Raw genomic sequence first — 22,323 nt, forward strand, 5'->3', positions numbered from 1 at the left:
GACCTTCCTTCCCTGACCTAATTATTATTATGGTTATTGTTGTTATCTTTTGGATTTTCGGAAATTTTACTGATGGAACCGCGCATATCCGTATCGGCCGTGATATTTTGGATATTCATATAATCCATCACTCCAAGGTTTCCGCTTTTCAGTGCATCGGCCATAGCCAGCGGAACTTCCGCTTCGGATTGAACAACCTTCGCTCTCATTTCCTGAACACGGGCAACCATTTCCTGTTCAAGTGCAACAGCCATCGCACGTCGTTCTTCGGCCTTTGCCTGGGCTATTTTCTTATCCGCTTCGGCTTGGTCCGTCTGTAATATGGCCCCGATATTTTTGCCGATATCCACTTCAGCAATATCAATGGAAAGAATTTCGAATGCCGTCCCCGAATCCAACCCTTTCGATAAAACAGTTCTAGAAATCAAATCGGGATGTTCCAGTACATCCGTATGCATTTGCGAAGCACCGATCGTCGATACGATCCCTTCCCCTACACGGGCAATGATCGTCTCTTCACCGGCACCACCGACCAGGCGTTCAATATTGGCCCGGACCGTGATCCTTGCCTTCGCTTTCACTTCAATACCATTCATCGCCACACCTGAGATGAATGGAGTTTCGATCACTTTCGGGTTAACGCTCATTTGAACGGCTTGCAGTACATCACGACCGGCAAGGTCAATGGCTGCACCCCGTTCGAAAGGTAACGTGATATTGGCGCGTTCTGCAGCAATTAATGCATTCACCACTCGATCGACATTACCGCCTGCAAGGTAATGGCTCTCCAATTGATTCGTCGAAACATTGATTCCAGCCTTATGGGCCTTGATAAGGGGATTGACGACCCTGCTTGGTATAACACGGCGAAGCCTCATCCCAACTAATGTAAATATACTGATTTTGACTCCTGCCGCTAAAGCGGAAATCCATAACATGACTGGTACGAATGTGAAAAACACTGCCAATACGATGATAGCAGCAATCACTGCCAGTACAATAAATACCGTTCCTGAAGTTATCACTTAATGATTCATCCTTCCTGTATCCTTTAATTTTAATTTGAATCCGGAATTTCCCGGACGACTACCCTTGACCCTTCAACTTTAACGATAATGATTGTCGAACCTTTGGAAATAAAGCTCCCTTCGGTCACGACATCCACTCTTTCTTCTTTGACCAAAGCTGTTCCTGAAGGCCTCAAATCTGTTAGGGCCTTCCCTTCTGCACCTAATAAATCCAAACGATTCGGATTGCTGACATATCCTTGTTCCGTTTTTGTTGCATCGGTTAATATCATTTTCCTGAAAAATTTCATCTGTTTTCCAAACACCTTTACAAGTAGGATGAATACCAAAATGGATACGGTGACCGCAATTAGCAAGGAGATCGTCATATGGACCGGATCACCTGTCGCAAGGAATAGACTCCCCACTACCGCTGTAAACCCGAGCAGCCCGATAATCCCCCCTGGGATAAAAAATTCAATTAGTACGAGAATGACCCCAATGATGAACATCGCTAACGATTCGTATCCGGTGATACCGGCGACAAGATGACCATAGAAGAATAAGACAAGACTGGTGATTCCAATTACGCCCGGAATTCCAAAACCGGGTGAAAACAATTCCATCACAATCCCGATTCCCGCTATCGTTAATAAAATGGGAACGACGATCGGATTGGTCAAAAAGCGGGCTAGTTTCTCAGGAAAGCTTTCTTCGATTGACCGAATATCAGCATCTTCAACTCCAAGTATACTATACAGCTCCGCTTTTCCAGAGACGGTGCCTTCGCTATACCCAGCCTTTTTTGCCTGTTCGGCTGTAAATGTCAGCAGCTTCCCTTTTTCTGCTCCATATTCGGGTAAATCGATGTCAACATCCGCCATCGCCTGGGCGTATATGGGATCACGTCCATTTTGTTCAGCAGCGGTCTTCATGGCAGCCAACCAATAAGATTGCGCTTTCTTACTTGCAGCGTTCCCTGTTGAATCAATCACAGCTGCAGATCCCATGGTGGCACTCGGAACCATATAGATCTCATCCGCACTTAAAGAAATGTATGCTCCTGCAGATAAAGCCCTGTTATTGACATAGGCAACTGTCTTTATTGGTGAATCCGCCAGTAACTTTGCAATTTCCCCCGCTGCATCCACAGCACCTCCAGGGGTATTCACCTCGAAAACGACAAGATCTGCATCTGCTGCTTCAGCAGTGGTCAGTGCTCGTTCCAAAAAGGCCGAGAGTCCCTTTTCCACCGTTTCTTCAATGGGTACATGGTAAACGATCTTCTCGTTTGCAGATACCTTCGCTCCACCAAAGGAGGACATGGTGAACAGCAATCCAAATAGGAGAACAGATAAATAACGCCAAATTTTCAACGGAACGCCCCCTTTCCCGTATTAAACGCGGTAAGTGTCCCATTATCCAGGAACTTACCAGTAAATTCAGCCCGCAACTAAAATTCGAATAAGGAGCAATTGAAGCAACCCTTTACCCTGTTCTTTAGTTATTACGTATGTATATGAAAAAGGTTTCAAAAAAAAGCAAATAAAATTAAAAGTGCCACAATTATCTTGGGCTTCGTTTCAATAATATACGCATAAAATTCATGAAATACACAAAAACCACAGGCAATTTGCCTGCGGTTAGGTTTCGAGTTTTAAGTTTAGAGTTTAAGATAGATGTTGTTGTACTAATTTGTTAACTAGAGAACCATCCGCTTTACCTTTAACTTTAGGCATTAAAGCTCCCATAACTCGGCCCATATCTGCTTTGGATGTTGCATTGACTTCTAAAATCGTTTCGTTAACGATTTTAGAAATGTCTTCTTCTGAAAGTTGCTGAGGCATATATGCCTCTACGTATACTAGTTCGGTGCGGACTTTATCCACGAGATCTGAACGACCTGCGTTTTCAAACTCCTGGAGGGAGTCTTTGCGTTGTTTTAATTCGCGAGAGAGCACTGTCAATTCTTCATCATCTGTTAAATCTTGTCTCTGCTTCAAGGCTTCGTTTTGAATAGAAGCTTTCAGCATCCGAATAACAGATAGTTTGTCCTTTTCCTTGTTCTTCATCGCTTGTTTCATATCATTATTTAAACGCTCGAGAAGACTCATCTTTCCACCCTCTCTTAGAATTTACGTTTTCTTGCAGCTTCAGACTTTTTCTTACGTTTTACGCTTGGTTTTTCATAAAATTCACGCTTCCTAGCTTCCTGAAGCGATCCTGCTTTAGATACAGTACGTTTGAAACGACGAAGAGCATCTTCAAGCGATTCGTTTTTACGAACGACGGTTTTAGACATCTCTTTCCCTCCCTCCGAAAACAACACACTAACTCAAGTTGTCAACATGTTATACATGTACTAAACAATTATAATATATCATCTTTAACAGGTCAACCAATAAAATCAAACTTATTTTGAATATAATCGTGTTATTATCATAATTTTTCACTAAGCGATGATTCAACTTGCATGAAATTCCAATTTATAGCATGTCCCCCGTTAATGGGCCATAAGCTTACTATGAGGTGACAGTCATGCATGAGCTATTTTTATTCATTTTATTCATAGCGATATTTCTGGCAGGTATGTCGGTTTTACGAATCGGACTGTTCAATATGTCCGGTGCAGCATTAAAAGCATTTCTCTCAAAGGTGACGGATAAGCCATGGAAAGGCTTCTTGGCCGGAACCATCTTTACCGGGATCCTGCAGAGCAGCTCGGCGGTCATGGTCATGACGGTCGGCCTCGTTTCCGCAGGAAGCTTAACATTCCCGCAAACAATCGGGATCATTCTTGGAACGAATATCGGATCCACCTTTACAGCAGAGTTCATGACTTTCTCTTTGGATCGCTGGATCATTCCCGGTGTCGTAAGCGGCGCTTTCCTTTGCTTCATGCCAAAAGCATTCCCGAGAAGCCTAGGAATGTCCCTGATCGGAATCTCGGCCATCTTCGCGGCGATGAGCGGTTTTAAAACGCTTTCGACACCGATTGCAGCCTATCCATCCATACAAACGCTTATCCAGTACATAGAGAGCCATATGAGTTATGCCCTGATTGCCGGGTTATTATTGACGGCACTCATTCACTCCAGTTCTGCAACCATCGGGATAGCCATGAGTTTTTTGATGAATGGGGAGTTATCCGTGTCCTCGGCAATCATCATCATGCTCGGATCGAATATCGGCACTTGCATCACCGGATACATGGCCAGCATCGGTTCTGGCAGACAAGCTGCCTTCACAGCTTATGCACATATTTGGCTGAACATCATCGGGGTTGCCGCATTCCTGCCTTTTGTGGACATCCTGGAAAGTGCGGCTGCCTATTTCACCGAAAACAAAGGGACACAGCTCGCGCATGCCAGTGTCATTTTCAATATCTTGACTTCTTTGGCCGTCTTGCCATTCGCACGGCGATTCTCCAACCTCATTCTTTGGGTGCATCGGCCAAACTTAAAAAAATAAGAGCTGTCCAAAGTCATTGGCAACTGACTATGGGACAGCCATAAATAAGATAGTCATAACCTAAACGCATAGATAATTAGGGCGGTAAACGATTTCAGCTAACCTTTTATAATTAGTTTTATGGTTCAATAAGCTCAAACCACTCAATAATAAAACAGCTACTATCAAAATCAGCAAACTTTCATTAGAGAATGATGTTAGATAAAAGCAGTTACTGCCATTATAAATAAAACGGTTATTGAATGGTAAAATTTCACCATGCATTTTACCATTCAAAATGAAAAACCAATTTAATATAAGCATGTTTACTCCCTGTTTGATACCTCCTTATATCTATTAAATCCACAATAAACTTATTTTTGAATGTATGGGTTCCATAAATGATACAGGTTCTCTTTTTTATGGAAGAAATAGGCCAATATACGGGCAAGGGAAATTGCCAGTTGAATTATTTTTGGAATCAATAAAAAACAGGCGGAGAAAAAATAATTCATTTTTCTCCGCCTGCTTTATTTTAGGGAATTATACGGTCCTTACAAAATCAATAATCGGAATCAGCCGTTAAGCCCTTCACGATGGAGACACCTGCACTCGCTCCAATTCTTGTTGCACCAGCTTCAATCACATTCTGGGCATCGCTCGTGTTGCGGACCCCGCCTGAAGCTTTGACACCGATATCCGGGCCAACCGTTTTTCTCATAAGCGCGATATCTTCAACTGTCGCTCCGCCGGTCGAAAAACCAGTTGATGTTTTCACATAATCCGTTCCGGCTTTTACGGCCAATTCACATGCACGGACTTTTTCTTCATCGGTCAATAAAGAAGTTTCAATGATCACTTTTGAAAGAGCCTTACCAGTAGATGCCGCTACCACAGCACGAATATCCCGCTCTACCAACTCATCATCCTTGTCCTTCAATGCGCCGATATTGATCACCATATCGACTTCGTGAGCACCATTGGCGATGGCATCTTTCGTTTCAAAAGCTTTGGTTTCCGGTGTGTTTGCACCTAGTGGGAAGCCGATTACCGTACAAACTTTCACTTCTGAACCTTCCAAAAGTTCACTTGCATATTTCACCCAAGTTGGGTTTACGCATACGGAAGCAAAGCTATACTCTCTCGCTTCTTCGCATAATACCTTTATTTGCTCTTTGGTTGCATCTGCTTTTAATAACGTGTGGTCAATTAAACCTGCTACATTTTGTGACATTAATAAATCCTCCTCAAAAACAATCTATACCTAGTTGTACGTACCTCTCATGATACCATAGTTTATTCATTTTGACGATATATATAGTCTTTACCCGAAAGCGCCAAGAAAACACATCTAAAAAAGGATAATAAAAAAAGACAGCGGTTAACCGCTGTCTTAGATATTGGATGCTTGTTGCAAAGGAAAATCCTTCACGACCGTCACGAACTGACCTTCACTAACTGGATAGCCAGATATTGTGATTTTAACTTTGACGATTTCACCGACCATTTCTTCCGATGCCGGGAAGACGACTTTCATGTAATTATCTGAGTAGCCCTCATAAAGGCCATTTTCCAACTTCGTTTCAGGAATGACTTCCAGAACTTCCCCCTCGAATCGGGAGGCATACTCTTTTGCCAACTGATCCGACAACGTAATAAGGCGGTGGACTCGTTCATTTTTGATATCTTCATCCACTTGATCTCCCATACGGGCAGCCGGAGTCCCTGTCCGTTTTGAATAAGGGAAAACATGAAGTTCGGAGAATTTATATTTTTCTATAAAGTTATATGTCTCCATGAATTCTTCTTCAGTTTCACCCGGGAAACCTACGATGACATCAGAGGTAACAGCAAGGCCCGGAAGTGCAATTTTCAGCTTTTCGATTCGATCACCGAAGAAATCCATCGTATATTTACGTCTCATCCGTTTTAGAACGGTATCGGAACCCGATTGGATTGGTATATGCAAATGACGTACCACTTTTTTCGAATTCGTCAGCACTTCAATGATCTCATCTGTAATTTGGCTGGCTTCAATGGATGAAATACGGATACGCTTCAGCCCATCGACTTTCTCCAAGTCACGCAGCAGCATCGCCAAATTATAGTCTTTCAAATCGTCTCCATAGCCGCCCGTATGAATTCCGGTAAGGACTAACTCTTTATAGCCTGCCTCAACAAGCTGTTCAGCCTGGTGAACGACTTCTTTTGGATCGCGGGAACGCATCAAGCCACGTGCCCAAGGAATGATGCAGAAAGTGCAGAAATTATTGCAGCCTTCCTGAATCTTCAGTGAAGCGCGTGTACGGTCTGTAAAAGCAGGTACATCCAACTCTTCGTAGACACGGTTTTTCATGATATTACCTACGGCATTGATTGGTTCACGCTCAACCTTGAATTGCTCAATGTAATCAAGCAGTTTAACCCTGTCTTGTGTTCCTACAACAATATCCACACCTGGTATGGCCATGATTTCTGCCGGCGATGTCTGTGCGTAACATCCCGTTACCGCTATGACGGCATTCGGATTCTTACGAATGGCACGACGGATGACCTGACGGCTTTTCTTATCGCCAGTGTTAGTCACCGTGCATGTGTTGATGACATATACATCTGATGTATTTTCAAACTCAACACGATCATATCCCCCAGTTTTGAATAATTGCCATATAGCCTCTGTTTCATAATGATTCACTTTACAGCCTAATGTATGGAAAGCGACCGTTGCCATTTTTCATCACCTCAAAAGTTCTACATGATAAGAAACAGCGGAAAGTGCATATAAAGGTGCTGTTTCAGTTCTTAATATTCTTGGTCCAAGACCGCAAGCCATAAAACCGGCATCAGTCAGTTTTTCAATTTCCTTATCTGCCAAACCACCTTCAGGCCCAAAAACGAATAGGATGGATTGCCCAGCAGTAATATCTTTCAAGACAGAAGCGAGTACAGAAGTTTCCCCCCGTTTTGCCTCTTCTTCAAAAGCGATTAATTTATGATCGAAACCGGAAGCATACCCAGCTAGCTGATCTGCCGTCATCGGTTCCTTGATGGCAGGGATAACCGTGCGGTGAGATTGCTCAGCCGCCTCTTTTGAAATCTTCTGGAGCCTCTCCAATTTCTTGCCTACCTTTTTGTGGTCCCATTTTACCACCGAACGAGCAGCAATAAAAGGGATAAATTCAACGGCACCCAGTTCAGTGCCCTTTTGAACGATATATTCCAATTTATCCCCTTTAGGCAGACCGCTCGCAATCACTACCCTTACAGGAAGTTCCTTTTCTTCATTCTTCCATTCAGTTACCGTACCTATTACAGCATCATCAGTAATTTCCGAAATTTCCGCGATTGCTGTCATGCCATTACCTTTCACCGTGATGATCCGCTCACCTGGTCCCATTCTCATCACTCTGGCGATATGGTGAAAATCATCACCTGATATCGTCACCATGTTTCCATTGATATCTGCTTCGTTAAGAAAATACCGTTGCACACTGCCACCTACTTCGTCTAGTCTAAATAACTCACAGGCTAACAGTCGGGAATCCAGAATGCAAGCCGTGCAAAGATTCAAGCTAAAAAAAGGTACTCTGACTATCAAAAAAACCGATAATCAGAGTAACTTTTCCAATTAAGCATTTCTTTTTGCGATTATTGCCACCCAATCTTCCATCAAGATCGTTTCCTCAACGGTGAAACCAGATGCTATAATCGCTTCCTTCACATCTTGTTTCTTAGTTTGAATGATTCCGGAAGCGATGAAAAATCCGCCAGGTTTAACGACTTTCGCTACATCATCCGTAAAACGCATGATCACTTCGGCAAGAATATTAGCCACGACGATATCCGCTTGTTCATTTACACCATCCAATAAGTTGCCTTGTGACACGGACACTTTATCCTGCACGTTATTTAGTTCAACGTTTTGCTTGGCTGACTGTACTGCCACTTCATCCAAATCAAGTGACTGGATTCGCTTTGCATCCAATAATGCAGCTGCAATGCTTAGAACACCAGAACCAGTTCCTACATCAACGACTAAATCCCCAGGCGTCACTGTTCGTTCCAGCGCTTGGATGCACATGACCGTCGTCGGGTGTGTTCCCGTTCCGAAGGCCATGCCTGGATCAAGTTCAATGATCAATTCGTCACTGCTTACCGGAGTATAGTCTTCCCACGTTGGCACGATGGTAAAACGTTCGGATATCTTGACGGGGTTATAATATTTTTTCCAAGCCGTCGCCCACTCTTCTTCATTCACTTCACTAATTGAAACAACATTTTTCCCAAGGTCAATATCAAAAAGTTGGAGATTATTGATTGATTCCTTAATAGCATCAATGGTATCGCCAAGGAAGCTGTTTACGGGCAGATAAGCCTTAATGACTACACCTTCATCCGGATAATCATCGGGGTTTAAGTGGTAGATTTCGCCAAAAACATTTTCACGTTCCTTGACTAATTCTAGAGGATCCTCAATGACAACACCGCTCGCACCTGCCTCATGAAGAATATTCGAAACAGGTTCAACCGCTTCATTCGTTGTTTGGATTGCAAATTCAGACCACTTCATAATCTACCAACTCCCAATTTGTTCTTTTTACTTATATTCACCTATCTTTGAAAGCCCGCTTCACTTTTGAGAAAAAGCCATCATCTTGTTCATCTACACCTTGTCCGCTGATATCACTGAACTCACGAAGCAATTCCTTTTGTTTTTCCGTTAATTTCTTAGGCGTAACAACCAATACGACCACATGCTGATCTCCTTGGCCATATCCTCTGACATTCGGAACTCCTTTGCCCTTTAAACGGAAACGAGTGCTAGTTTGTGTACCTGCTGGAATCTTCAGCTTCACTTTTCCATGCAGCGTCGGAACTTCTATTTCATCGCCTAATGCTGCCTGGGCAAAAGTAACCGGCATTTCACAATAAATATCATCGCCATCCCGTTCAAAGAATTCATGGCTGCGCACATGGAAGACTACATACAGGTCTCCTGCAGGGCCGCCATTGATTCCAGGCTCGCCTTGGCCTGTTACGCGCAACTGCTGGCCATCATCAATTCCTGCTGGCACCTTGACTTGGATTTTTTTACGTTTTTGGACTTTTCCGTCGCCGCCGCATGTTGAACATTTATTAGGAATGATTTTTCCTGTTCCTTGACAATGGTGACATGCTCTCCGGTTCACAATCCTTCCGAAAGCTGTGTTTTGTTCAACATTCAATTGACCGGTTCCATGACAATGTGAACAGTTTTCCACCTTTGTACCTGGTTTGGCACCGGATCCTTTACATGTACCGCAATCCTCTTCACGCGGAATTTCGATCTCAGTATCTTTTCCGAATGCAGCCTCTTCAAACGAAAGCGTCATCGTATACTGTAAATCCGCTCCTTGACGCGGTGCATTAGGATCTCTCCTGCGTCCGCCGCCACCAAAGAAGCTACTGAAAATATCTTCAAAACCGCCGAAACCGCCAAAGTCCTGACCGCCAAAGCCTTGATTGGGATCTGTATGTCCGAATTGGTCATAATGGGCTTTTTTCTGTTCGTCACTCAATACTTCGTAAGCTTCCTTGATTTCCTTGAATTTATCCGCAGCATCGTCCGCTTTATTAATATCAGGGTGATATTGTTTGGAGAGCTTTCGATACGCTTTTTTGATTTCATCCTTCGAAGCACTTTTCGAAAGGCCTAACACCTCATAATAATCGCGTTTACTCATATCTAAAATCCACTCCCGATTCGATTCACATAAAGGTAATATTATCACTGAACGAAGATAATAATCAACTAGAAAAGTACAAACGGCTTTAACACATTTTTGCAAATGGCATTGCCAGCCCCAATTTGCACACATTTTTCTCTAAAATCCCACGATTCCCCATCAGTGATTGCAACAACGTTTCCATTCACTGTAAAAAAAGCCAAAGTCAAGATAACCTGACTTTGACTTTTTTACAATGGGGCAGAATACTGCCCGATATATCAGTGTCCCGATTGGGGCACTTTTTATTTTTTCTCTTCTTCGTTCACTTCAGTGTATTCAGCATCAACGACATTATCGTCTTGAGCAGACTCGCCAGCACCCGCTTCGCCAGCTTGCTGAGCTTTTGCCGCTTCTTCATAAAGCTTCATTGTCAAAGCTTGAACGATTTCGTTAAGTGCATCTTTTTTCACGCGGATTTCTTCAAGCTCATTTTTCTCGATTGCAGCTTTCAGTTCATCCTTCGCTTCATTCGCTTTTGTCACTTCCGCTTCGTCCACTTTACCTTCTAGATCTTTAAGCGTTTTTTCCGTTTGGAAAACTAATTGATCTGCTTCGTTACGAAGTTCAACTTCTTCTTTACGTTGTTTATCGCTATCGGCATTTTCTTCCGCTTCACGTACCATGCGTTCGATCTCTTCATCAGAAAGGCCTGAAGATGATTTGATGGTGATTGCTTGTTCTTTGTTCGTACCAAGATCTTTCGCACGAACGTTCACGATACCGTTTTTATCGATATCGAATGTCACTTCAACTTGCGGAACTCCACGCGGTGCTGGTGGAATGTCACTCAATTGGAAACGACCAAGAGTTTTGTTATCCGCTGACATTGGACGCTCCCCTTGAAGGACATGGATATCAACTGCCGTTTGATTATCAGCCGCTGTCGAGAATACTTGTGATTTACTTGTCGGAATCGTAGTATTACGGTCGATCAGTTTCGTGAATACTCCGCCCATCGTTTCAATTCCAAGGGAAAGTGGAGTTACATCAAGAAGGACAACGTCTTTAACATCACCTGTCAATACGCCACCTTGAATTGCAGCACCCATAGCCACTACTTCATCAGGGTTTACACCTTTGCTTGGTTCTTGACCGATTTCCTTTTTGATCGCTTCAACGACAGCAGGAATACGTGTAGATCCACCAACAAGGATTACTTTGTCGATTTCAGATGCTGAAAGACCGGCATCTTTCAATGCTTGACGAGTAGGTCCCATCGTACGTTCCACAAGGCCTGTGGAAAGCTCATCGAATTTAGCTCTAGTCATCGTTACATCCAAGTGAAGCGGGCCAGCTTCTCCAGCAGTGATGAACGGTAAAGAAATTTGAGTTGACGTTACGCCGGAAAGATCTTTCTTCGCTTTTTCAGCTGCATCTTTCAAACGTTGAACCGCCATTTTATCTTTTGAAAGGTCGATTCCGTTTTCTTTCTTGAATGCTTCAACCAGGTAATCGATGATGACTTGGTCGAAATCATCTCCACCTAGGCGGTTGTCGCCTGCTGTGGACTTAACTTCGAAAACGCCGTCTCCAAGTTCCATGATCGATACGTCAAATGTACCGCCGCCAAGGTCGAATACAAGGATCGTTTGATCTTCTTCCGTTTTATCCAAACCGTATGCAAGTGCTGCAGCTGTAGGTTCGTTGATGATACGTTCCACTTCAAGGCCGGCAATTTGACCAGCATCCTTGGTTGCTTGACGTTCTGCATCATTGAAGTAAGCAGGTACAGTGATAACCGCTTTAGTGACTTTTTCGCCAAGATACTCTTCAGCGTATGATTTCAAGTATTGAAGGATGATTGCAGAAACTTCTTGAGGTGAGTATTCTTTTCCTTCAATTACTTCTTTATGGTTGGTACCCATATGGCGTTTAATGGAAATGATCGTGTTAGGGTTTGTAATCGCTTGGCGTTTTGCCACTTCCCCAACTTGCCTTTCTCCATTTTTGAATGCCACTACGGATGGTGTTGTACGGTTTCCTTCCGGATTCGGGATTACTTTTGGTTCCCCGCCTTCAAGTACAGATACACAAGAGTTTGTTGTACCTAAGTCAATACCAATAATCTTGCTCATAGTTTCACTACCTCCCAATTATTTATATGTAAAAATCCTATTCGTTCACTTTTACCATTGCAGGTCGAATCACACGGTCTTTAAGAAGGTATCCTTTTTGGAATTCCTCGACGACGATGTTCGAACCGAAGTTTTCATCTTGAACTTGCATGACCGCTTGATGCAAACGCGGATCGAACTCTTCGCCAACCGAACTGATCGGTTCGATTCCTTCTTTAGCCAATGCACCAGTAATCGCTTTATAGACCATTTCCATGCCGGATAGCAAGGATTTCGTCTGTTCATTTTCCGCTTCGATTTTTGTTGCTCTTTCAAAATTATCAAGAGCCTCCACTAAATCACTAGCAATACTTTGAACTCTATATTTTTGAGCCGCCTCCATATCAAGCTTGGCACGGCGTCTTGAATTATCAAAATCGGCCTGCAGACGAAGATAACGGTTATCCATTTCTTCGATTTTCGCCTCAAGTTCGGCAATTTTTTCTTGAGCCAATTGAAGTTCATCTTTTTCAACAGGAACATCGTTTTCTTCAGCTGCTGGAATTTCTTCCTCAGCGAAAACTGCTTCTGCAGCGCTTTCCTCGATTGTTTCATTTTCCAATGTTTGTTCTTCGTTTTTATTTTCTGTCACAATCTCACCTCCCTAAAAGGGTTATACAATTTATGCTAAAGTAATATGCCAGGCCGCGGAATACACTCCTCCGCCACCTTAACAATATTACCTTTGCTACTATTTTTGATACAGTTTTGTCATCAGGGCTGTTAAATCTTTCGAGAAAAACGAAAGCAAACTGATCACTCTCGAATATTCCATTCTCGTTGGACCCAATATGGCCAATGTGCCAACTTGCTCCTGCCCGATTGAGTAGGTTGCCGTAATCAAACTGCAGTCATCGAGCACTGTGTTTTGATTTTCACGGCCGATCTTGACGTGGATGCCCGTTGGATTTTGAGTAATTAGTTCATAAAATCCCTGTTCCTGCTCAATCATCGATAAAAGCGTGCTTACTTTCGCAATATCATGGAACTCCGGCTGCCTCAGCATATTCGTTTTCCCGCCGAAAAATATTTTTTCGGGCTTTGTGTCCGTCAGGGTCTCCGCAAGGACCGAGACCATCGATCCATAGTTATGAATGTGGCGGCTCAATAGAACGGCCACTTCCTTATAGATCTTATCCTTTAGATCAACTAGCGGAACATCGACCAAACGGGAATTCAATATATTCACCATCTTTTCAATTTCATTTATATCAAAAGAAGGCGGTAAGGAAATCATTCGATTTTCCACATGACCTGTATCCGTAATAATGATGGCTATTGCCGTTTCAGGACTTAAGGGAATGATCTGGATTTTTTTAAGCTTATGCTCATTCACTTTTGGTCCGAGTACAATCGCCGTATAATTCGTCAGTTCCGAAAGTATTTTCGCTGACTTCTGAACGATCTTTTCCAATTCATAAATTCGTTCTACAAAAACGGATTTTAAAATCTTCACTTCATTCTTTTTCGGAGCTTGAGGAGAAAGTAAATGATCCACATAATATCTATACCCTTTTTCAGAAGGGATCCTACCGGAAGAAGTATGGGTTTTTTCTAAAAACCCCATTTCTTCAAGGTCAGACATTTCGTTGCGAATTGTGGCAGAGCTGAACGTGATTTCATCTTTCTTCGACAAGCTTCGTGACCCGACTGGCTGGGCAGAATGGATGAAATCCTCGATTATCACTTGTAGAATCAATAATTGACGATCAGTTAGCATGTATGATCACCTCTGTTAGCACTCTGTCTCATCGAGTGCTAATATACTAATAAATTATCAAATGCAGCTTATGATGTCAACAATGAAAACCGCTAATTCATCGTTAAAATAACATGGATTTCCTTCAGTCGGAATCAATAACGCCTAAAAATGTTTGGAACACTTCATTTCCAAGCAGTTTGCCCCGCTCAGTCAAGCGCACGAACCCGCCTTCCACCTTAAGCAAACCCTTTGCCGATCCTTCTTCGAGCGGTTTCCTGAAAATCTCCGTCATTTCTACAAAAAATTTATTCTTGAAGATTTCCAATGAAACCCCTTGCGTTTTCCGGAGACCCAAAAACATCTCCTCTTCCATCCGTTCATGAAGCGGTACTGGGTGTTCTTCCAACACAGGCAGCTCGTTCGAAAGCAATGGAGTGATATATTTCTTCACTGGCCCATGATTGGCCACCCTTTTACCTCCAGTATAGCCATGTGCACCAGCACCAATCCCATAATACTCCACATTATCCCAATATGTCAGGTTGTGCCTGCTTTCAAACCCAGCCCGGGCAAAATTACTGATTTCATATTGATGCAGACCATGCTTCTCCATCTCTTCCATCAGCCTCTCATACATCGAAGCCTCGAGCTCCTGCGGCGGCAGGTTTAATTTACCTCTCCGCATCTGATTATAAAAAACCGTCTTCGGCTCAACGATCAATGAGTAGCTTGAGTAGTGCGGCAATTGAAGCGCGATCGCTTTATCCAGCGTATCCTTGAAATCTTCCATCGTTTGGCCCGGCAATCCATAAATCAAGTCGATGCTTATATTCGTAAAGCCAACTTCTTGAGCCAAATGGATCGTTTCATATACTTCTGAAGCCCGGTGAGTCCGGCCAATTCGTTTTAATAATTCATCATTGAAGCTTTGCACTCCAAAGCTAAGTCTATTGACCCCTGAATCATAAAGTATCTTGAGTTTTTCCCTTGAAAGATCCCCGGGATTGGCTTCAAATGTATATTCTGCCTTCTTGGGATCAAAGGGCAGGGTTTCATTGATTGCTTCACATAAGAATGCAAGCTGCTTTTCATCCAGCGAGGTCGGTGTCCCTCCACCGACGAAAACCGTATCCAAACCTGCAGTCGGGTATTTGGAAAGCTGCATCACCATTTCCCTTTTCATCATCTGTAGATATTCGTCGACCGGCTGCCCCTGCAAAAATACTTTATTGAAATCACAATAGTGACAAATATGTTCACAAAATGGTATATGGAGGTAGGCGCTTTTGATCATTGTGTTCACAACCTTTTAATCGAATGAGTCGATAGAAAAAGAGGCTAGATCTCCTCTACCCTCTTTTTTCTAACTATCGTTTATTTTATTTATTTTTTGGGTGTCGTATCATCCATTTTCAAAACAGCCATGAAAGCTTCTTGCGGAACTTCAACGGAACCTACTTGTTTCATCCGCTTTTTACCTTCTTTCTGTTTTTCGAGCAACTTACGTTTACGGGAAATATCTCCGCCGTAACATTTAGCCAATACGTTTTTGCGCATTGCACTAATCGAAGAACGGGCGATGATTTTTTGCCCGATCGCCGCTTGGATAGGCACTTCGAATTGTTGCCTTGGAATCAACTTCTTCAATTTTTCAACAATGACTTTACCGCGTTCATAAGCAAAGTCCTTATGAACGATGAAACTTAAAGCATCGACAGTTTCAGCATTCAGTAAAATATCCATCTTCACAAGCTTGGACGGTTTGTAGCCGATCAGCTCATAATCGAATGAAGCATAGCCTCTTGTATTGGATTTCAATTGATCGAAGAAATCATACACGATTTCCGATAATGGAATTTCATAATGAATGCTCACACGAGTCTCATCGATATATGCCATATCAATGAAGTTGCCGCGTTTATTTTGACAGATTTCCATGATCGCCCCGACAAACTCCGTCGGTGCCATCATCGTCGCTTTGACATATGGCTCCTCGACACGTTCGATCTTTTGTGCATCAGGCATATTGGACGGGTTATCCACTTTCAGGACCGTTCCGTCCGTTTGCACCACATCATAAATAACACTCGGTGCAGTGGTGATCAGATCGATTTTGAATTCACGTTCAATCCGTTCCTGGATGATTTCCATATGAAGGAGTCCAAGGAATCCGCAACGGAAACCGAAGCCCAATGCTTGCGATGATTCCGCTTCGAACTGAAGCGCTGAATCGTTCAATTCCAATTTCTCCAATGCATCCCGTAAATCATTGAATTTCGATGCGTCAATTGGGTATAAACCGCAATATACCATCGGATTCATCTTCCTGTAACCCGGCAATGGTTCTGTCGCACTATTCACGGCACTCGTGATCGTATCACCGACAGTCGTATCACCAACGTTTTTAATGGAAGCCGTAAGGAAACCTACATCACCGACGTTCAGTTCATCCAAAAGCTGTGTTTTAGGGTTGAAAACACCCAATTCGGTAACATCGAATTCCTTGCCAGTGGACATCATTTTGATTTTGTCGCCCACTTTAATGGAACCCTCAACAACACGTATATAGGCAACTACACCGCGGTACGCATCAAACAGTGAATCGAAAATAAGCGCCTTGAAAGGAGCATCCGGATCACCTTGCGGAGCTGGAACCAATTCAACTACCTGCTCCAAAATCTCCTCGATTCCGATTCCGGCTTTAGCCGAAGCCAAAACTGCATCGGAAGCATCCAATCCGATCACTTCCTCGATTTCTCCGCGCACCCGTTCCGGATCTGCACTCGGCAAATCAATTTTATTGATGACCGGAATGATTTCAAGGTTGTTGTCCAAAGCTAAATACACATTTGCAAGCGTTTGGGCCTCAATTCCCTGTGCCGCATCGACAACAAGGACAGCGCCTTCACAAGCTGCAAGGCTTCGTGACACTTCATACGTAAAATCGACATGTCCCGGTGTATCAATAAGATGGAAGATGTATTCTTCTCCATCTTTCGCGTTATATTTCAATTGAATCGCATTCAATTTAATCGTAATTCCACGCTCACGCTCTAAATCCATGGAATCCAACAGCTGACTCTTCATTTCACGCTGAGTCATGGCGTTCGTTTTTTCAATGATACGATCCGCCAATGTAGATTTACCATGATCGATATGAGCGATGATGGAAAAGTTACGAATTTTTGATTGTCTTTTTAATTTTTCTTCTCTATTCATGACGTTCACTCCCACTAGTCGACACAATACACTATTTTTTATTATATCAATAGAAAATGCAAGATTCAACAGAATAGTTACAAAAGAAGCATCATTGCAGGACAAAGCATAAAAAAAGGCTGCATCCCGGATTCGGATGCAGCCTTTTGCAGGGCACAATCAACTTATTTCCTGCCTAAATCATATCAATAAGGGCTTGAAAGGCTCCTGATATGGTTTCTCCAAGCGTTTTGCCGATCGATGAGAAAAAGTTGAAAGCTTTCATTTCTTCAAGCTTTTCTTTTTTCGTCTCCAAATCATGACTCGTCACTTTTTCGCCCAGGATATCCGCTTCCATCTCCCCTTGGTCCGATTGGTTAATGATGAATGCACTATTCAAAGAGGGATCTTCATACCCCTTCATTTTTTTCATCCCGTCGTTCGCTTGCTGCATCCCGATTAGAACACCTAAAAATAATACGAGCACAATCCCTGTACATTTCAACCAAAATCGAACCATGATAAGAGAACTCCTTTCAAATTACCTCGCTTCCGAATCCCCGGTCGGGTTATCCACCGCTTTGGCATCCCAGTAAAATTCACTGAAAACCTCGGTAAAGGCATCAACGGTCATGTACATTTCCTCGAAAGTATTATCAACACCGCCAACTTCAATAAGCATGGCATTGCCTGATAAATCCTGATTATATATACCATTATGGCTAGATCCGCCCTGTTTCATAACCCCTCGGGAAATACCTGGGTATTTTTTCTCCAATGCTTTATGAAGCTTATTGGCAAGCGCGGCATTTTTTTCATAGTTCGGGTTATTCCCCCCGATCACGAAGGCGATCTTGGCATACTCTTTACCTCTGATTGTAATTGTCGTATGTTTCTTCCGCTTTGAATCGCGGTGGATATCAATCAGGTATTCTAAATCTTTGTTATTGGCCAATGCCGTCTGGACCGATTTTCGTGATTCTTGATACGATTTGGCATAATTCAATCCTTTATTATTCAGATTTCCCATGATATCCGTTTTATCGAGCGAGGAGCCGATCCCCTTATCAGCCAAATCTTCAACCATCCGTTCCCCGAGTTTCGTAATATTGATTTTAGAATGGTAGGCTAGATCGGGGTCTGTCACCCCTTTTAAATATGGAAGATATGACTCCCGGTTATGGCTATGGTATATCTCGACCACTTTCCGGCCATTGGTCGTTTGATTCGGCTGATTGGTCACTCCTTTATCCGGTTCTTTAATCTCATCCAGGTTTTGAAGGGATGCATCCCTTTCTTCATTCAGGACATCCACTGGCGGTGAAGATTCATACGGCATATTCGTATAATTCGTTCCTTCCCCAGCAACGAGGATCTCATTATCAAAAATCGAAAAGCCAGGAAGCTCCCTTCCCAGTAAACTTCGCGGGTCCTCAAGTGAAATGTTGGTCGAGACTTTTATCAATTGATTCGTGATGATCGATTCCTGCTTACCTTCCGGCAGGGCATTAAAAAGATAATGATTTTCGTTGGCCAGCATCGAAAACAGCATTTTTCCCGAGAATTGATTGGCTACAGTATGTACGGAGTTAGAAGATATCCGATACTCCGGTCTTAGGGAAGTCATGACCCCACTGACTGAAAAAACAAAAAGAAGCAAGGCGAGAATACCTAGAAAAGTTTTTATTATTGTTGATCCGTGAATGGCTGTTATGATTCCTGGGGAATTTCTTCTTTTCATCCTTCCACCCTCTCTATAGCTTGTCTATTAATACCTATGACTTTGCTAGAAAGGGTAGAACACCATTTTTGGGCACTGAAAGTGATTTAACGGGTGTAATAGCCGGCATTATCTTGATTTATTGAATGATGCAAGGCTGCATTTAAACCATTGGCTATCAAATTGGCCATATCCTCGATGAAAACATCGACTTCTTTTGGTGTAACCATCAAATTTTGACCAAGCGGTGACAGTACCTCATAAATCAATTTCCGTTTCTCTTCATCAGGGAGGACACCTATCATTCCCAAGAAGGTTTGGCGCTCCTTTTCACCTGGCATATCCTCTTCTGTCAGCTTTGTGCGCTTCCCAAAACTGAATCCAGCTGGTGCCAACGAACGTGATGGCCTGTCCCCTTCATTCAGTTCCTTGCCAAAGTGCTTCAAAATATAATCTATCGTATCGCTGGCAATGGATACGGCATCCACGACAGTAGGTATTCCTATTGCTATAACAGGAACTCCCAGTGTAGCCTGGCTCAATTCTTTTCGTTTATTTCCCACACCAGACCCTGGATGGATGCCTGTATCCGTAATTTGAATCGTAGAGTTCACCCGTTCGATCGAACGGGCAGCCAATGCGTCAACGACGATAAGGAAATCAGGATTACTTTTTTCGATGACGCCTTTTATGATGTCACTCGTTTCGATTCCGGTAATCCCCATCACCCCAGGGGAAATGGCACTGACCGGCCGATAGCCTTCCTTGACGGACTCTGGCTGCAATTCGAACAAATGTCTTGTGACCACAAGGTTCTCAACGACTGCAGGCCCCAAGGCATCGGGGGTAACATTCCAATTACCAAGACCGACAACCAAACAACTGCTTTCTTTTGTGATTTTATTCCGTTTCAAGAAGTAAGCCAGTTCGTTGGCGAACACCTTTTCCACCCGTTGCTGCGTTTCCGTATCCTGCTGGCGGATTCCCTGCACTTCGATGGTCAAATAACTGCCCTGTTTCTTACCGATTTCTTTTTCTCCCTCAGCCGTGACCTCAACTAAGGATACCTTCAGATCATCCACTTCTTTTTCCTTAATAATGACCCCTTCGATGCAGGAAACATCCACTTCCTCTACTACACCTTTATGTTCAAGGGCAATTTCCTTTGCTTCAATCGCCAAATCTGTCCGAATTCCGTATTCACTAAGGTCCAATTTATTTTCCATAACGGCCTCCTGATGTTTGAATTGTATCTAATCTAGTATTTTCAATAGTCTCTCTTAAACATTCTGTCGTTTTTGCTTTTTTATTATTCATTTTTTTGGTACAATGAATGATGACGAGATGAATTTATTACTGAAATTATAATTCCTTTTCGATTCTCAATCTGAAGTATTGCATATTTATGAGCAGTCTGATAGAATATCACTTGTGCTATTTGATATGGATTTGAAAAGTCGAGTTCATATAATCTCGATTTCTTTGTAGGAGGTGAACGGAATGCCAAACATTAAATCTGCTATTAAACGTGTAAAAATCAACGACAAAAAACGCGTTCATAACATTACTGTTAGATCAACTATGCGTACTACAGTGAAAAACGCTGAAGTTGCATTAGCTGGTGAAAACGTTGAAGCTGCTAAAGAAGCTCTTTTAACAGCTGCTGTGAAATTAGACAAAGCTGCATCTAAAGGATTAATCCATAAAAATGCGGCAGCCCGTAAAAAATCTCGTTTAGCGAAAAGACTTAACGCTCTTAACGCATAATGACAAAAAATTAAACGATCCAATCGGATCGTTTTTTTTGTGCCGTTTTTTGCATAAAAAAGGTGACAGGATATCTGCCTGCCACCTTTTTTATCATCTAATTTTTAAAAGCAGCAGCTCAAGCGTGATTGCCTTATCCGCTTGGCCGGTCTTCATTTTATAATCCGCTTCCGCTAAGTCGTTCATGATGCTCAACAACTCGCGTTCCTGGAATTTCCCCGTCTTTTCAAGTGCCAGCTTTACCCTGTAAGGGTGCACCTTCAGTTGACCCGCAATTTTTTGCTGGCTATAGCCCTGACGGGAAAGCTCCTTCACTTGATACATGAGCCTGACCTGACCTGCCATGACACTCAAGATCTTGATCGGCTCTTCATTCTGCCTGAGAAGATCGTGCAGTATCGTCATGGCACTCTCCATTTTTCTCTGTAACACATGATCAACAAGTGTGAAGATATTCTGTTCAAGGGATTTTGCGACCAGCTTTTCCACTACCTCGACTGTAATGTGCTTCTCAGCTTCCGTATAAAGCACCATTTTATCCAGTTCATTCGTCAGCATCATCAGATTCGTTCCTGCAAGTTCAAGTAAAAGCTCTGTAGCCTGCTCATCTATTCGGACTGAAGAAGCTTCGACCCTCTCCTTCACCCACCCCTTTAACTCATGATCACCAAGCTTCTTCGCTTCAACGAGAACCGCCTTACGCTTCAGTTCCTTGGTGATTTTTTTCCGTTCATCCAGTTTCTCATAAGGTGCGGTCAATACGACAATAGAATATGGAACCGGGTCAGCCAAATACGCTTCCAGTCTTTTCACATTATGCTCAACTCTTGACTTCGTTTTTTCAGCTGTCAAAAAAAATGGGTTTTGCATGAAGACAAGGCGCCTTTCCCCGATAAACGGGAGGGTTTCGACATCTTCAAGCGCAGTTTCAACAGGCGTCTCTTCTAAATCAAATTGAGAAAAGTTAAAATCCATCTCATCTTCATGAAGGACATTGTCGATCAATAGCTGCTTCGTTTCATTAATTAGATAGGCTTCCGTCCCATATAACAAGTATACTGGCGCGAATTGCCCTTTTTTTATACTTTTCCAAACGTCTAATACCAATAGAATCCGCCTCTTTACTATGTATTCTTCTCTAATGGTATAGGTGGATGGACCATTTGACAAGCTATAAAGGGAACTAGCCCTTAAAAGGGCTAATTCCGGATCTATATGAACACTTTCAAGAAAGGCCCGGGTAATCTCCCTTGAAAGCGGGTAGAGTATTCATGTAGAACAAATGAGCTTTTCGTTTTTCGCTTGCTTTGTTTGTACTTTTATTTTGACCTCAAAATCCCAAACTATTTGTGACAACTCTTGTCAGTAAAGGAAATGAAGGAATGAAGCCTGTAGATTTTTTTTTGGTAATGTTTTATACTATTAGCAGAAATAGGAGGGGTTAATAATGAACGAATTCGAAAAGAATGTTCAATCAAAGACAGATGACGTCGCTGATTCCGCTATAGGATTCATCGGTTCTTTTGTATTTTTCGCTGCCATGTTCACCATAGCTGTCGTCATTAAAGCTGTCGGATCCTGATTTCATTCATTACAT

The 22,323-nt window shown here is 42.7% G+C and carries 21 protein-coding genes; 3 read left to right on the forward strand and 18 right to left on the reverse strand.

The features are described 5' to 3' along the window. Window positions 1–17: 17 nt before the first annotated feature. The 4 genes from floA to rpsU all read right to left on the reverse strand — a co-directional run bounded on the left by floA (window position 18) and on the right by rpsU (window position 3,309). Entirely contained in the window at window positions 18–1,001 is a 984-nt protein-coding gene (floA, locus tag OTG27_RS14580; RefSeq protein ID WP_370023731.1) for a flotillin-like protein FloA, read from the reverse strand. 56 nt (window positions 1,002–1,057) lie between these two features. Then, on the reverse strand, window positions 1,058–2,377 hold the full coding sequence (locus OTG27_RS14585; protein ID WP_370029054.1) for an NfeD family protein: 1,320 nt from the start codon (window positions 2,375–2,377) through the stop codon (window positions 1,058–1,060). Between the two features lie 300 nt (window positions 2,378–2,677). Next, window positions 2,678–3,121, reverse strand: a complete 444-nt coding sequence (locus tag OTG27_RS14590; protein ID WP_034308521.1) for a GatB/YqeY domain-containing protein — start codon at window positions 3,119–3,121, stop codon at window positions 2,678–2,680. Window positions 3,122–3,135: 14 nt separating this feature from the next. Then, window positions 3,136–3,309 (reverse strand): 30S ribosomal protein S21, encoded by a 174-nt coding sequence (rpsU, locus tag OTG27_RS14595; RefSeq protein WP_028391853.1) that lies wholly within the window; start codon window positions 3,307–3,309, stop codon window positions 3,136–3,138. Window positions 3,310–3,545: 236 nt separating this feature from the next. On the opposite strand from rpsU, the gene OTG27_RS14600 reads away from it, so the two are divergent. Then, the gene (locus OTG27_RS14600) at window positions 3,546–4,478 is read left to right on the forward strand and encodes a Na/Pi symporter (RefSeq protein ID WP_268937284.1); all 933 of its coding nucleotides are present in this window, start codon (window positions 3,546–3,548) and stop codon (window positions 4,476–4,478) included. A gap of 541 nt (window positions 4,479–5,019) precedes the next feature. Here the strand turns inward: OTG27_RS14600 and deoC are convergent. The 13 genes from deoC to gpr form a co-directional block, all read right to left on the reverse strand. Next, on the reverse strand, window positions 5,020–5,691 hold the full coding sequence (gene deoC, locus OTG27_RS14605) for a deoxyribose-phosphate aldolase (protein ID WP_098865767.1): 672 nt from the start codon (window positions 5,689–5,691) through the stop codon (window positions 5,020–5,022). Between the two features lie 159 nt (window positions 5,692–5,850). Further along, window positions 5,851–7,188 (reverse strand): tRNA (N(6)-L-threonylcarbamoyladenosine(37)-C(2))-methylthiotransferase MtaB, encoded by a 1,338-nt coding sequence (gene mtaB, locus OTG27_RS14610; RefSeq protein WP_268937285.1) that lies wholly within the window; start codon window positions 7,186–7,188, stop codon window positions 5,851–5,853. Window positions 7,189–7,194: 6 nt separating this feature from the next. Next, a complete protein-coding gene (locus OTG27_RS14615; protein WP_034308528.1) occupies window positions 7,195–7,947 on the reverse strand; it encodes a 16S rRNA (uracil(1498)-N(3))-methyltransferase in 753 nt (250 codons plus the stop codon). A gap of 138 nt (window positions 7,948–8,085) precedes the next feature. Beyond that, entirely contained in the window at window positions 8,086–9,027 is a 942-nt protein-coding gene (prmA, locus tag OTG27_RS14620; RefSeq protein ID WP_098185694.1) for a 50S ribosomal protein L11 methyltransferase, read from the reverse strand. A gap of 37 nt (window positions 9,028–9,064) precedes the next feature. Beyond that, entirely contained in the window at window positions 9,065–10,180 is a 1,116-nt protein-coding gene (gene dnaJ, locus OTG27_RS14625) for a molecular chaperone DnaJ (protein ID WP_057278850.1), read from the reverse strand. A 287-nt stretch (window positions 10,181–10,467) separates the two neighbouring features. Further along, on the reverse strand, window positions 10,468–12,300 hold the full coding sequence (gene dnaK, locus OTG27_RS14630) for a molecular chaperone DnaK (protein ID WP_034308533.1): 1,833 nt from the start codon (window positions 12,298–12,300) through the stop codon (window positions 10,468–10,470). Window positions 12,301–12,337: 37 nt separating this feature from the next. Continuing rightward, window positions 12,338–12,931: a nucleotide exchange factor GrpE gene (grpE, locus tag OTG27_RS14635; protein ID WP_268937286.1), complete on the reverse strand. Its 594-nt coding sequence runs from the start codon at window positions 12,929–12,931 to the stop codon at window positions 12,338–12,340. A 99-nt stretch (window positions 12,932–13,030) separates the two neighbouring features. Next, window positions 13,031–14,059, reverse strand: a complete 1,029-nt coding sequence (hrcA, locus tag OTG27_RS14640) for a heat-inducible transcriptional repressor HrcA (protein ID WP_268937287.1) — start codon at window positions 14,057–14,059, stop codon at window positions 13,031–13,033. 124 nt (window positions 14,060–14,183) lie between these two features. Next, a complete protein-coding gene (hemW, locus tag OTG27_RS14645; protein WP_034308541.1) occupies window positions 14,184–15,335 on the reverse strand; it encodes a radical SAM family heme chaperone HemW in 1,152 nt (383 codons plus the stop codon). An 89-nt stretch (window positions 15,336–15,424) separates the two neighbouring features. Next, window positions 15,425–17,260: a translation elongation factor 4 gene (lepA, locus tag OTG27_RS14650; protein ID WP_057278852.1), complete on the reverse strand. Its 1,836-nt coding sequence runs from the start codon at window positions 17,258–17,260 to the stop codon at window positions 15,425–15,427. A gap of 175 nt (window positions 17,261–17,435) precedes the next feature. Beyond that, window positions 17,436–17,759 carry a YqxA family protein gene (locus tag OTG27_RS14655; protein ID WP_053535740.1) on the reverse strand — a complete coding sequence of 108 codons (324 nt, stop codon included), beginning with the start codon at window positions 17,757–17,759 and terminating at the stop codon, window positions 17,436–17,438. A gap of 21 nt (window positions 17,760–17,780) precedes the next feature. Then, window positions 17,781–18,980, reverse strand: a complete 1,200-nt coding sequence (gene spoIIP / locus OTG27_RS14660; protein WP_262869618.1) for a stage II sporulation protein P — start codon at window positions 18,978–18,980, stop codon at window positions 17,781–17,783. An 86-nt stretch (window positions 18,981–19,066) separates the two neighbouring features. After that, on the reverse strand, window positions 19,067–20,185 hold the full coding sequence (gene gpr / locus OTG27_RS14665) for a GPR endopeptidase (RefSeq protein ID WP_268937288.1): 1,119 nt from the start codon (window positions 20,183–20,185) through the stop codon (window positions 19,067–19,069). A 274-nt stretch (window positions 20,186–20,459) separates the two neighbouring features. Between gpr and rpsT the strand changes: the two genes are divergently transcribed. Further along, window positions 20,460–20,726, forward strand: coding sequence for a 30S ribosomal protein S20 (gene rpsT, locus OTG27_RS14670; RefSeq protein WP_034308554.1), 267 nt, complete (start codon window positions 20,460–20,462; stop codon window positions 20,724–20,726). Window positions 20,727–20,819: 93 nt separating this feature from the next. Here rpsT and holA read toward each other — a convergent pair whose 3' ends face one another. Next, the gene (holA, locus tag OTG27_RS14675) at window positions 20,820–21,833 is read right to left on the reverse strand and encodes a DNA polymerase III subunit delta (RefSeq protein WP_063575645.1); all 1,014 of its coding nucleotides are present in this window, start codon (window positions 21,831–21,833) and stop codon (window positions 20,820–20,822) included. A 340-nt stretch (window positions 21,834–22,173) separates the two neighbouring features. Between holA and OTG27_RS14680 the strand changes: the two genes are divergently transcribed. After that, a complete protein-coding gene (locus tag OTG27_RS14680) occupies window positions 22,174–22,308 on the forward strand; it encodes a YqzM family protein (protein WP_034308559.1) in 135 nt (44 codons plus the stop codon). The last annotated feature ends 15 nt before the right edge of the window (window positions 22,309–22,323 follow it).

Origin of the sequence: Peribacillus sp. AS_2 (assembly GCF_026891895.1) — a bacterium.
Taxonomy (GTDB): Bacteria; Bacillota; Bacilli; order Bacillales; family DSM-1321; genus Peribacillus; species Peribacillus frigoritolerans.

Coding starts and splice junctions, on each gene's coding strand:
- OTG27_RS14590 (WP_034308521.1), bottom strand. CDS start 3,121: ATGAGTCTTCTCGAGCGTTTAAATAATGATATGAAACAAGCGATGAAG.
- rpsU (WP_028391853.1), bottom strand. CDS start 3,309: ATGTCTAAAACCGTCGTTCGTAAAAACGAATCGCTTGAAGATGCTCTT.
- OTG27_RS14600 (WP_268937284.1), top strand. CDS start 3,546: ATGCATGAGCTATTTTTATTCATTTTATTCATAGCGATATTTCTGGCA.
- deoC (WP_098865767.1), bottom strand. CDS start 5,691: ATGTCACAAAATGTAGCAGGTTTAATTGACCACACGTTATTAAAAGCA.
- mtaB (WP_268937285.1), bottom strand. CDS start 7,188: ATGGCAACGGTCGCTTTCCATACATTAGGCTGTAAAGTGAATCATTAT.
- prmA (WP_098185694.1), bottom strand. CDS start 9,027: ATGAAGTGGTCTGAATTTGCAATCCAAACAACGAATGAAGCGGTTGAA.
- dnaJ (WP_057278850.1), bottom strand. CDS start 10,180: ATGAGTAAACGCGATTATTATGAGGTGTTAGGCCTTTCGAAAAGTGCT.
- dnaK (WP_034308533.1), bottom strand. CDS start 12,300: ATGAGCAAGATTATTGGTATTGACTTAGGTACAACAAACTCTTGTGTA.
- hrcA (WP_268937287.1), bottom strand. CDS start 14,059: ATGCTAACTGATCGTCAATTATTGATTCTACAAGTGATAATCGAGGAT.
- hemW (WP_034308541.1), bottom strand. CDS start 15,335: ATGATCAAAAGCGCCTACCTCCATATACCATTTTGTGAACATATTTGT.
- lepA (WP_057278852.1), bottom strand. CDS start 17,260: ATGAATAGAGAAGAAAAATTAAAAAGACAATCAAAAATTCGTAACTTT.
- OTG27_RS14655 (WP_053535740.1), bottom strand. CDS start 17,759: ATGGTTCGATTTTGGTTGAAATGTACAGGGATTGTGCTCGTATTATTT.
- spoIIP (WP_262869618.1), bottom strand. CDS start 18,980: ATGAAAAGAAGAAATTCCCCAGGAATCATAACAGCCATTCACGGATCA.
- gpr (WP_268937288.1), bottom strand. CDS start 20,185: ATGGAAAATAAATTGGACCTTAGTGAATACGGAATTCGGACAGATTTG.
- rpsT (WP_034308554.1), top strand. CDS start 20,460: ATGCCAAACATTAAATCTGCTATTAAACGTGTAAAAATCAACGACAAA.
- OTG27_RS14680 (WP_034308559.1), top strand. CDS start 22,174: ATGAACGAATTCGAAAAGAATGTTCAATCAAAGACAGATGACGTCGCT.